The 11496-nt window shown below is 70.9% G+C and carries 8 protein-coding genes and 1 pseudogene; 8 read left to right on the top strand and 1 reads right to left on the bottom strand.

From position 1 onward, the window contains the following. Positions 1-5: 5 nt before the first annotated feature. Positions 6-779 carry an IclR family transcriptional regulator gene (locus ACYVM4_RS02430; protein ID WP_368822892.1) on the bottom strand — a complete coding sequence of 258 codons (774 nt, stop codon included), beginning with the start codon at positions 777-779 and terminating at the stop codon, positions 6-8. 183 nt (positions 780-962) lie between these two features. Here ACYVM4_RS02430 and ACYVM4_RS02425 point away from each other — a divergent pair, with 183 nt between their 5' ends. From ACYVM4_RS02425 to ACYVM4_RS02390, 8 genes and pseudogenes are all read left to right on the top strand, one after another. Beyond that, entirely contained in the window at positions 963-2381 is a 1419-nt protein-coding gene (locus tag ACYVM4_RS02425; RefSeq protein ID WP_460667540.1) for a malic enzyme-like NAD(P)-binding protein, read from the top strand. Between the two features lie 90 nt (positions 2382-2471). Continuing rightward, complete coding sequence (gene aceB / locus ACYVM4_RS02420; RefSeq protein WP_460667539.1) at positions 2472-4100, top strand: malate synthase A; 1629 nt, start codon at positions 2472-2474, stop codon at positions 4098-4100. After that, complete coding sequence (locus ACYVM4_RS02415; protein ID WP_460667538.1) at positions 4097-5443, top strand: DUF6986 family protein; 1347 nt, start codon at positions 4097-4099, stop codon at positions 5441-5443. Before aceB ends, ACYVM4_RS02415 begins: the two co-directional genes overlap by 4 nt. Continuing rightward, entirely contained in the window at positions 5440-6261 is an 822-nt protein-coding gene (locus ACYVM4_RS02410) for a bifunctional allantoicase/(S)-ureidoglycine aminohydrolase (protein ID WP_460667537.1), read from the top strand. The genes ACYVM4_RS02415 and ACYVM4_RS02410 overlap by 4 nt, the downstream gene beginning before the upstream one ends. 232 nt (positions 6262-6493) lie before the next feature. Next, positions 6494-7195: pseudogene (locus ACYVM4_RS02405) on the top strand (hydroxypyruvate isomerase family protein); the annotation flags it as partial. Then, the gene (locus ACYVM4_RS02400; RefSeq protein ID WP_368822935.1) at positions 7104-8246 is read left to right on the top strand and encodes a 2-hydroxy-3-oxopropionate reductase; all 1143 of its coding nucleotides are present in this window, start codon (positions 7104-7106) and stop codon (positions 8244-8246) included. The pseudogene ACYVM4_RS02405 and the gene ACYVM4_RS02400, both read left to right, overlap by 92 nt. Positions 8247-8305: 59 nt before the next feature. Then, positions 8306-10081 (top strand): glyoxylate carboligase, encoded by a 1776-nt coding sequence (gcl, locus tag ACYVM4_RS02395; protein WP_368822896.1) that lies wholly within the window; start codon positions 8306-8308, stop codon positions 10079-10081. Between the two features lie 31 nt (positions 10082-10112). Further along, a complete protein-coding gene (locus tag ACYVM4_RS02390; RefSeq protein WP_368822897.1) occupies positions 10113-11279 on the top strand; it encodes a glycerate kinase in 1167 nt (388 codons plus the stop codon). The last annotated feature ends 217 nt before the right edge of the window (positions 11280-11496 follow it).

Genomic DNA, 11496 nt, shown 5'->3' with positions numbered 1-11496 from the left:
TGGTCTCAGACCGGGCCGGACATCAGCTCCGCGGCGATCGCCTCGGCGGCCCGGCGCAGCACGGGCACAGCCCGGCGGCCGAAGTCCTCGTCCACCCGGGACACGGGCCCCGAGACGGAGATCGCCGTGGGCGTCGGTGCCCCGGGCACGGCCATCGCGTAGCAGCGCACGCCGAGCTCGGTCTCCTCGTCGTCGATCGCGTAGCCGCGCTCCCGGATCCGGTCCAGGTCCGCGAAGAGCTCCTCGAGGGTTCCGATGCTCTTGGGCGTGGGGGTGGGCATGCCGGCGGCCCCCACGATGGCGCGGACGCGCTCGTCCGGCAGGGTGGCGAGCATCGCCTTGCCCACGCCGGTGTCGTGGGTGTCGGCCCGGCGTCCCACCTCGGTGAACATGCGCATCGACCGGTTCGACTGGGCCTGGGCGATGTAGACGACCTCCTGGCCGTCGAGCACGGCCATGTTCGCCGACTCGCCGAGCTCCTGCACCAGCTCGTCCAGCCGGGTGCGGGCCGCGGAACCGAACTGGCGCCCGGCGGCCTCCCCCAGCAGGATCAGCCGCGGCCCCAGCGCGTAGTTGCGGTTGGGGAGCTGACGGACGTAGCCGGACGGCACCAGCGTGCGCAGCAGCCGGTGGATGGTGGGCAGCGGCAGCTTCACGGTGGCGGAGAGCTCGCTCAGCGACATCTCGCCGCCGGCCGCGGTGATCACCTCGAGGAGCTCGAACACGCGCTCGACCGATTGCACACCGCCCGAGCCGGCTCGTGTGGTCGTGGTGGTCATTGCCATCTCCCGTCGGTACGGCCCGGTCGCGTGGCGCGGCGGGCGGAATGTCGGCCGAAGACTTCGTGACAGGTGTCACGAAGACGTCTTGCCAACCTCAGCTGACTCCCATAATATCCATAATACGAAAGTTTCATTCCACGATATGACTGAAACTATCAATCCACAGCCTTTGGAGGAACCATGGCCACGCCCAGTCCCGGTTATTCGATGATCCTGCGCGTCCAGGCGCCGGCAGGCCTCACCGTCACCAGCGAGCTCGCCACCGCCGCCGCGCGCGCCGGTGCGGCCGTGACCGCCCTCGACGTCGTCGAGTCGCACGCCGGCCACGTCGTCGTCGACGTCAGCTGCAACGTCTCCGACGCTTCCCACCGCGACGAGGTGCGCGACGCCCTCGAGACGCTCGAGGGCGTGGAGGTCCGCAAGATCAGCGACCGCACCTTCCTCATCCACCTCGGCGGCAAGATCGAGGTCACCCCCCGCGTCTCGCTGCGCAACCGAGACGACCTCTCCCGGGCTTACACCCCCGGCGTGGCCCGGGTGTGCATGGCCATCCACGACAACCCCGAGGACGCCCGGCGGCTCACGATCAAGCGCAACACGGTGGCCGTGGTCACCGACGGCACCGCGGTGCTCGGCCTGGGCGACATCGGCCCGGCGGCCGCCCTGCCGGTCATGGAGGGCAAGGCCGCCCTCTTCAAGGCCTTCGCCGGCGTCGACGCGTGGCCCGTCTGCCTCGACACGAAGGACACCGACGAGATCGTGCGGATCGTGAAGGCCATGGCCCCCGTCTACGGCGGGATCAACCTCGAGGACATCGCGGCCCCCCGCTGCTTCGAGATCGAGGCCCGCCTGCGCGAGGAGCTCGACATCCCCGTCTTCCACGACGACCAGCACGGCACCGCGATCGTGGCCCTGGCGGCGCTGTTCAACGCCCTGCGCGTGGTGGACAAGAAGATCGGCGACATCAGGATCGTCGTCTCCGGGGTGGGCGCCGCAGGCCACGCCATCATCCAGCTCCTCAAGGCCCAGGGGGTGCAGGACATCGTCGCCTGCTCCCGCAAGGGTGCCGTCCACCGCGGGGAGAGCTACGACGACCCGCACCGCCAGTGGATCGCCGAGAACACGAACGAGCGGGCCTTCTCCGGCTCGCTCAAGGAGGCCGTGGCGGGCGCTGACGTCTTCATCGGCGTCTCCGCCCCCAATCTGCTCGACGAGGCCGACATCGCGTCCATGAACGACCGCGCGATCGTCTTCGCCATGGCCAATCCCGACCCCGAGGTCGACCCCGGCGTTGCCGCCGAGCACGCCGCAGTGGTCGCGACCGGCCGCTCCGACTTCCCGAACCAGATCAACAACGTCCTGGCCTTCCCCGGCCTGTTCCGCGGCCTGCTCGACGCCGGGGCCTCCGACATCACCACCGACATGCTGGTCGCCGCCGCGCGGGCCATCGCCGACTGCGTGGCTGAGGACGAGCTCAACGCGAGCTACATCGTCCCCAGCGTCTTCGACCAGCACGTGGCCCCGGCCGTGGCCGAGGCGGTGCAGCGGGTGGCCCAGCAGGACGCCCAGCAGCACTCACCGGTGGCCGCCCAGCGGTAGCCCGGCAACCTCCCCCGCACCACCGCGCGTCGCGGCCCGCCCCCTGCCGGGGGCGACACCCACCGAACCCAGCACCGAACGGAGACCACCATGGCCATCGAGTTCACCACCCCAGCCGGCCTGGACCGCGCGAGCGAGATCCTCACCGACGAGGCCCTCGCCTTCGTGGAGGCCCTGCACCAGAGCTTCGCCGACCGCCGCACCGAGCTGCTCGGCGCCCGGGAGCAGAACCGCCGCCGGGCCGCCGAGACCGGCACCCTGGACTTCCTCCCCGAGACCCGGGAGATCCGCGAGAGCGAGTGGAAGGTCGCCCCAGCACCACCCGCCCTCCAGGACCGCCGGGTCGAGATGACCGGGCCCGCCTCTCCCGCCAAGATGGCGATCAACGCCCTGAACTCCGGGGCCAAGGTCTGGCTCGCCGACCTCGAGGACGCCTCGAGCCCCACCTGGCACAACCAGGTGGACGGCATCCTCAACCTGTGCGACGCCGCGCGGGGCACGCTGTCCTTCACCTCCCCGGAGGGCAAGAAGTACGCCCTGCGCCAGGACGCCCCGCTCGCCGTGGTGGTCACCCGACCCCGCGGCTGGCACCTGCCCGAGCACAACGTCACCGTGGACGGGCAGCCGGTCTCCGGCGCACTCGTGGACTTCGGCCTGCACTTCTTCCACACCGCGAAGCTCCTGCTGGCCAACGGGCACGGACCGTACTACTACCTGCCGAAGATGGAGTCCCACCTCGAGGCGCGGCTGTGGAACGACGTGTTCACGTTCGCCGAGCAGCACGTGGGCATCGAGCACGGCACCGTCCGGGCGACCGTGCTCATCGAGACGATCCCCGCCGCGTTCCAGATGGAGGAGATCCTCTGGGAGCTGCGGGAGCACGCCTCGGGACTCAACGCGGGACGCTGGGACTACCTGTTCAGCATCATCAAGTACTTCCGGGACGCCGGCGAGCGGTTCGTCCTGGCGGACCGCTCGACCATCACCATGACCGCCCCGCTGATGCGGGCCTACACCGAGCTGCTCGTGAAGACCTGCCACCGCCGCGGCGCCTTCGCGATGGGCGGCATGGCCGCCGTGATCCCGAACCGCCGGGACCAGGAGGCCACCGAGGCCGCGTTCGCCAAGGTGCGCGCGGACAAGACCCGTGAGGCCACCGACGGCTTCGACGGGTCCTGGGTGGCCCACCCGGACCTGGTGCCCACCTGCCGCGAGGTCTTCGACGAGGTCCTCGGCGAGCGGCCCAACCAGGTGGACCGGCTGCGCGAGGACGTGCAGGTGACCCCCGAGCAGCTGCTCGACGTCCCCAGCGCCGGGCGCGTCAGCACCCAGAAGGAGCTCGCGGCCAACCTCTACGTGGCGATCCGCTACACCGCCGTGTGGCTGTCCGGCAACGGGGCCGTGGCCATCCACAACCTCATGGAGGACGCCGCGACCGCCGAGATCTCCCGCTCGCAGATCTGGCAGCAGATCCGCAACGGCGTGGTCTACGAGGACACCGGGAACACCGCGACCCACGAGCTCGTCGCCGAGGAGCTCCAGCGGCAGCAGGAGGTGCTGCGCGCCGAGGTCGGCCAGGAGCTGTTCGAGGCGTACTTCGAGCCGGCCGCGCGACTGATCGCCGATCTCGTCCTGGACGAGGAGTACGTCGACTTCCTCACCCTGCCCGCCTACGAGCTGCTCGAGAAGTCAGACCGCGACCGGGTGGCCACGCAGTGAGCGCCGGCGACCTGGGCACCAGGACGCTGGGAAGGGCCTTCCAGCAGCGCGCGGCCGAGCGGCTGACCGGCACCGACCAGCTGCTCCAGCGGGCCTACCCGGGAGATCCGGGAACCCGCCAACCCGTGCACACCGTCTACCTCCCGGCCGACACCTTCACCCCGGAGACGGCCCAGCAGTGGGGGGCGCGCGCCGCCGAGGCCGTGGCCGGGCTCGGGGTGGGCGTCCTCGCGGCGCGCATCGCCCCCGAGGGAGCCGCTCCCGAGCTGGTCGACCAGGTGGCCCGGGCGGTCGAGCGCAAGCTCGCCAGCGAGCCGATCGAGGATCTCCGTCTGGACTTCGAGGACGGCTTCGGCGACCGCGGGGACCAGGAGGAGGACGAGTGGTCCGTCCGTGCGGCACGCACCGTGGCCCAGGCCGTCCGGGAGGGCACCGCACCGCCGTACATCGGCATCCGCTTCAAGTGCTTCGAGTCCCCCACCCGGGACCGCGGCCTGCGCACCCTCGACCTGTTCCTCACCACCCTGGTGCGCGAGGGCGGGCTGCGGGAGTCCGGGCACAGCGAGGACGGCCTGCCCCGCGGCCTCGTCCTCACCCTGCCCAAGGTGAGCACCCTGGAGCAGGTCGAGGTCATGGTCGAGGCCTGCGAGCAGCTGGAGGCCGGCCTCGGGCTGCCGGCCGGGCGGCTGCGGTTCGAGGTGCAGATGGAGACCGCCCCCATGATCCTGGGAACCGACGGCACCTGCCCCATCCCCGCGATGCTCCACCGCACGAACGGACGGGTAGAGGCACTGCACTACGGAACCTACGACTACTCCGACTCCCTGCAGATCGCCGCCCCGTACCAGTCCATGGAGCACCCTGCGGCCGACCACGCCAAGGCCGTCATGCAGGTCGCCGTGGCCGGCACCGGGGTGCGGCTGTCCGACGGCTCCACGAACATCCTGCCCACCGGGGACGAGCAGCAGAGACTGGGCTCCTGGCAGCTGCACGCCCGCCTGGTGCGCCGTTCCCTGGAACGGGGCTTCTACCAGGGCTGGGACCTGCACGCGCACCAGCTGCCCACCCGGTTCCTCGCCACGTACTTCTTCTACCGTCAGGGCTTCGCCGCCGCGGCGCTGCGGCTGAAGAACTACGTGCACGGCATCGAGTCGGAGATCATGGACGAACCGGCCACGGCCCGTGCCCTGGCCCGCTTCGTCCACCGCGGCGTGCTGTGCGGGGCGATCTCCGGGGAGGAGCTCGAGGAGAGCGCCGGCATCGGCCAGCAGGAGCTCTTCACCCTGGCCCACCCCAAGGCCGCGGCACCGGCCGCATCGACCACCGGAGGCGACTTCACATGAGCGAGACCACCTACCACGCGCCGCACGGCGGCCACCCCGACCAGACCCAGCTGCTCACGGACCGGGCGATGTTCACGGAGGCCTACGCGGTGATCCCGCGCGGGACCATGCGCGACATCGTGACCAGCCGGCTCCCGTTCTGGGACGACACCCGCGTCTGGGTGCTCGCCCGGCCCCTGTCCGGCTTCGCCGAGACCTTCTCGCAGTACATCGTGGAGGTCGCCCCCGGCGGCGGCAGCGACCGGCCCGAGACGGAGTCCGGCGTGGAGGGCGTGCTGTTCCTCATGGAGGGGACGCTCACCCTGACCGTCGACGGCGAGGAGCACCAGCTCGCTCCCGGTGGCTACGCCTTCCTCCCGCCGGAGTGCGAGTGGACCGTGCGCAACACCGGCGGCGAACCCGCCCGCCTGCACTGGATCCGCAAGGCCTACGAGTACGTCCAGGGCATCGAGGTCCCGGAGCCGTTCGTCACCAACGAGCAGGAGGTCGAGCCGACGGCCATGCCGGGGACCGACGGCAAGTGGGCGACCACCCGCTTCGTGGACCCGGACGACGTCCGGTACGACATGCACGTGACGATCGTGACCTTCGAGCCGGGGGCCGTGATCCCCTTCGCCGAGACCCACGTGATGGAGCACGGGCTCTACGTCCTCGAGGGCAAGGCCGTCTACCGGCTCAATCAGGACTGGGTCGAGGTCGAGGCCGGCGACTTCATGTGGTTGCGCGCCTTCTGCCCCCAGGCCTGCTACGCGGGCGGCCCGGGCCGGTTCCGGTACCTGCTCTACAAGGACGTCAACCGGCAGATGAAGCTGCGCTGACCGGACGGCGATCCCGTCCCCACCGACCGGACCCCGTGCCGCCCTGCCACCGCGGCGGCACGGGGTCCTTCCATGCCATCGGACCACCGTCAGATATTTCCACATCACGAAACAATTCTTCCAATTAAGGATTGACCTGCGTCACAGGGGACCGTACGCTGTTTCACAAGACAGAAACTGACTTCCACATTCCGAAATATGCGGCGGTCCCGTCCGAACCAGGAGGATCCAGATGTCCTACACCGTGAACTGCTCCATCCTTCTCACCGATCTGCCCCTGCTCGAGCGCCCCGCAGCCGCCAAGGCCGCCGGATTCGACGCGGTCGAGTTCTGGTGGCCCTTCGCGGAATCCGTGCCCGGGGACCGCGACGTCGACGCCTTCGTGGACGCGATCCGGAACGCGGGGGTGCAGCTGAGCGGGCTGAACTTCAACGCCGGCGACATGCCGGGCGGAGACCGGGGCCTCGTGTCCTGGAAGGGCCGCTGCGGGGAGTTCACGGAGAACATCGCCGTGGTCGCCGCCATCGGCGAGCGCACCGGGTGCAAGGCCTTCAACGCCCTCTACGGCAACCGTCAGCCCGAGCACACCCCGCAGGCCCAGGACGAGCTGGCGGTGCGCAATCTCGTGGCCGCGGCCGAGGGCGTGGCGCGCATCGGCGGGACCGTGCTGCTGGAGCCGGTCTCCGGCACCGAGGCCTATCCCTTGAAGACCGCCCAGGACGTCCTCGACGTCATCGCGAAGGTCCGGGCCGCCGGCGCCGACAACATCAAGTTGCTCGCCGACTTCTACCACCTGTCGGTCAACGGTGACGACGTCACCTCGGTCATCGAGCAGCACGCCGCTGACTTCGGCCACATCCAGATCGCCGACGCCCCCGGCCGCAACGAGCCCGGCACCGGCGAGCTCCCGCTCCAGCAGTGGATCGAGCGCAGCCGGGAGCTCGGCTACTCGGGCTACGTGGGCCTGGAGTACAAGGCGTCCCAGGAGGACCCCTTCGCATGGCTCTCCGCCTGGACCCGAGGCTGACCACCCCTTCTTCGCCCCGCAAGCACCCGCCCGTCGCACGCACCGTGCGGGCCCCCACAGTGAGGACAGCACAATGACCACCGTCACCGTCATCGGACTCGGCATCATGGGCCTGCCCATGGCCAAGAACCTCGTCAAGGCCGGCTACGACGTCGTCGGCTTCAACCGCTCCCAGGACAAGATCGACCAGCTCGTCGAAGCCGGCGGCAAGGGCGCCTCCGGCGTGGCCGAGTCCGTCGAGAACGCCGACGTCGTGATCACCATGGTCCCGGACTCCCCCGACGTCGAAGGCGTCGTCACCGGCGAGGACGGCGTCTTCGCCCACGCCCGGCGGGGCACCATCTGGATCGACGCCAGCTCCATCCGCCCCGACGTCGCCGCTCGGCTCTCCGGGGATGCCGCCCGGGCAGGTCTCCGCCCCCTCGACGCCCCGGTCTCCGGCGGCGAGCAGGGCGCCATCGACGCCGCGCTGTCGATCATGGTCGGCGGCGAGGCCGCGGACTTCGAGGCCGCCCGCCCGGTGCTCGAGGCCGTCGGGAAGACCATCGTGCACGTGGGCCCCGCCGGCTCCGGGCAGACCGTCAAGGCAGCCAACCAGCTGATCGTGGCCGGCAACATCCAGCTGCTCGCGGAGGCCATCGTCTTCCTCGAGGCCTACGGCGTGGACACGGACGCCGCGCTGAAGGTCCTCGGGGGCGGCCTGGCCGGTTCCAAGGTCCTGGACCAGAAGGGTCAGAAGATGCTGGACCGCAACTTCGACCCGGGCTTCCGGCTGCAGCTGCACCACAAGGACATGGGCATCGTGACCTCCGCCGCCCGGGAGGCCGGCGTGGCCGTGCCACTCGGCGCGATCGTCGCCCAGCTCGTGGCCGCCACCGTCAACAAGGGCGACGGCGGACTCGACCACTCGGGTCTCTTCAAGCTCGTCGAGGAGCTCTCCGGCCGCTCGGGCCGCTGACCTGTCCCACCCCACCGCTTCCCGACCCGATCCCGGGTCCTGCTTCCAAGGAGTTCATCATGGCCAGAATGCGCACGGTCGACGCCGTCGTCGCCATCCTCGAGAAGGAGGGCGCCACCGAGGCCTTCGGCCTGCCCGGCGCCGCCATCAACCCGTTCTACTCGGCGATGCGCGCCCACGGCGGCATCCGCCACACCCTCGCCCGGCACGTCGAAGGCGCCTCGCACATGGCCGACGGCTACACCCGGGCCGCCCCCGGCAACATCGGGATCTGCGTGGGCACGTCCGGTCCCGCGGGCACCGACATGATCACCGGCCTCTACGCCGCGTGGGCGGACTCCGTCCCGATCCTGTGCATCACCGGCCAGGCCCCCGTGGCCAAGCTGCACAAGGAGGACTTCCAGGCCGTGGACATCTCCTCGATCGCCGCGCCGGTCACCAAGATGGCCATGACGGTGCTGGAGCCCGGCCAGGTCCCCGGGGCGTTCCAGAAGGCCTTCTACCTCATGCGCTCGGGCCGGCCCGGTCCGGTGCTGCTGGATCTCCCCCTGGACGTGCAGCTCGCCGAGATCGAGTTCGACATCGACGTCTACGAGCCCCTGGCCGTCCACCGTCCCGCAGCGACCCGCGCGCAGGCCGAGAAGGTCCTGGACATGCTCTCCTCCGCACAGCGTCCGCTCATCGTGGCCGGCGGCGGCATCATCAACGCCGATGCCTCGGCGCAGCTGGTCGAGCTCGCCGAGCTGCTGGACGTGCCCGTGATCCCGACCCTCATGGGCTGGGGCGCCATCCCGGACGACCACCCGCTGATGGCGGGCATGGTGGGCCTGCAGACCTCCCACCGCTACGGCAACGCGACGTTCCTGGAGTCCGACTTCGTGCTCGGCATCGGCAACCGGTGGGCCAACCGTCACACCGGCGGCCTGGACACCTACACCCGGGGCCGCACGTTCGTGCACATCGACATCGAGCCCACCCAGATCGGGCGCGTGTTCTCCCCGGACCTCGGCATCGTCTCCGACGCCGGTGCGGCCCTGGACGTCCTCATCGAGGTCGCCCGGGAGCGCAAGGAGCAGCTCTCCGTGCCGGACTGGTCCGTGTGGGTCAAGGACTGCGCCCAGCGCAAGGGCTCCATGCAGCGCAAGACGCATTTCACGCAGGTCCCCGTCAAGCCGCAGCGCGTCTACGAGGAGATGAACACCGCCTTCGGCACGGACGTCACCTACGTCTCCACGATCGGGCTCTCCCAGATCGCCGGCGGCCAGTTCCTGCACGTGCACGGCCCGCGCCAGTGGATCAACGCCGGCCAGGCCGGCCCGCTGGGCTGGACCGGGCCCGCCGCCCTCGGCGTCGTCCGGGGCAAGCCGGAGGCCACCGTCGTGGCGCTCTCCGGGGACTACGACTTCCAGTTCATGATCGAGGAACTGGCCGTCGGGGCGCAGTTCAACCTGCCCTATCTCCACGTGGTGGTGAACAACTCGTACCTGGGCCTCATCCGCCAGTCCCAGCGCGGGTTCAAGATGGAGCAGAACGTCTCCCTGGCCTTCGAGAACATCAACTCCCCCGAGACCCAGGGCTACGGCGTGGACCACCTCAAGGTCGTCGAGGGCCTGGGCTGCAAGGCCCTGCGCGTGACCGATCCCGAGAAACTGCAGGAGGCCTTCGGCCAGGCCCGGACCCTCCTGGAGAAGCACCAGGTCCCCGTGGTGGTGGAGGTCATACTGGAGAAGGTCACCAACATCTCCATGGGGACCGAGATCGACAACGTGGTCGAGTTCGAGGAGCTCGCCGCCAGCGGCGTGGACGCCCCGACCGCGATCGCCCTGCTCGACTGATCCCCATCCGCACAGAACAGGAGGACCGGCCGTGCGCATCGTCGTCGCCCCGGACAAGTTCAAGGGTTCGCTGGAAGCCACCGACGTGGTGGAGCACCTCTCGGCGGGCATCCGGTCCGTGGAACCGTCCGCCACGGTCGTGGCCGTCCCGGTGGCCGACGGCGGCGAGGGCACCCTCGACGCCGCCGTCGGCGCCGGATTCACCGCCTGCCCCACCACGGTGACCGGTCCCCTCGGGGAGCCCGTCGAGGCAGGGTTCGCCCTCCTCGACCGGACCGCAGTGGTGGAGATGGCCCTGGCCTCGGGACTGGCCGCCCTGCCGGTGGACGAGGACGGCGACCCCCTCCTCGACGCCGGGGGCGCCACCAGCCGCGGCACCGGGGAACTGATCCGGGCCGCCCTCGACGCCGGAGCCACCCGGATCGTCCTGGGCGTGGGCGGCAGCGCGTGCAGCGACGGCGGCGCGGGGCTGCTGGAGGGTCTCGGCGCCCGTCTGCTGGACGGTGAGGGGCGCGAACTGGGCCGCGGAGGAGCCGAGCTCGCCCGGCTGGCCCGGATCGACCTCACCCGGCTGGACCCCCGGGTGCAGGACGCGCAGTTCGTCCTGGCCGCCGACGTGGACAACCCCCTCACGGGAGCCAAGGGCGCCCCGGCCGTGTTCGGCCCGCAGAAGGGTGCGGATCCCGAACTGGTCGCATCCCTCGATGCCGCGCTGACGGTTCTCCGGGACCGGCTGGCGGACGTCCTCGGCCCGGCCGTCCTGGCGGCGGCCGAGTCCCCCGGTGCCGGAGCTGCCGGCGGGGTGGGATTCGCGGCACTCGCCGTGCTCGGCGCCCAGCGCCGCCCGGGCATCGACGTGGTCCTGGAATTCGTGGGCCTCGCCGACCGGATGGCGGGCACCGATCTCGTGGTCACCGGGGAGGGCAGCCTCGACGAGCAGTCGCTCGGCGGGAAGACCCCCATGGGGGTCGCCGCCACAGCGCACGCCGCCGGCGTGCCGGTGGTGGCCGTGTGCGGCCGCACCACCTTGGACGAGGAGACCCGCCGGAGCGCGGGGTTCGTACGCACCTATGCCCTGACCGAGCTCGAGCCGGACCCGCGGGTCAGCATGCGTGAGGCAGGCCGGCTGCTCGAGCAGGTGGGCGCCCGGCTCGCCCGTGAACTCCCCGACCTGCTCGCCGGGACCCAACCCAACTGACCGATCCGGCGCCCTGTGCGGACGCCGATGACGAGAAGGAACGTCGATGACGGAGAAGAAGACACCGCAGCAGCCGGGGAACCCCGGCCGGGGCAAGGACCAGGGCGGCGAGCAAGGACGTCAGCCGGCCCCCCAGCAACCGTCCGCGGAGCGCACGTCACGCGTGGACGGCACCCCGGACGCCGCCGGGCGCCCGCACCAGACGACCGGGGATCCC

Source organism: Kocuria himachalensis, from assembly GCF_054784195.1.
Note: the sequence above shows the minus strand (reverse complement) of the source record. Positions and strands in the feature narration are given on the sequence as shown.

Bases quoted from the DNA above. Each gene is read 5' to 3' on its own strand.
- ACYVM4_RS02430 (WP_368822892.1), bottom strand. From the start codon at position 779: ATGACCACCACGACCACACGAGCCGGCTCGGGCGGTGTGCAATCGGTC.
- ACYVM4_RS02425 (WP_460667540.1), top strand. From the start codon at position 963: ATGGCCACGCCCAGTCCCGGTTATTCGATGATCCTGCGCGTCCAGGCG.
- aceB (WP_460667539.1), top strand. From the start codon at position 2,472: ATGGCCATCGAGTTCACCACCCCAGCCGGCCTGGACCGCGCGAGCGAG.
- ACYVM4_RS02410 (WP_460667537.1), top strand. From the start codon at position 5,440: ATGAGCGAGACCACCTACCACGCGCCGCACGGCGGCCACCCCGACCAG.
- gcl (WP_368822896.1), top strand. From the start codon at position 8,306: ATGGCCAGAATGCGCACGGTCGACGCCGTCGTCGCCATCCTCGAGAAG.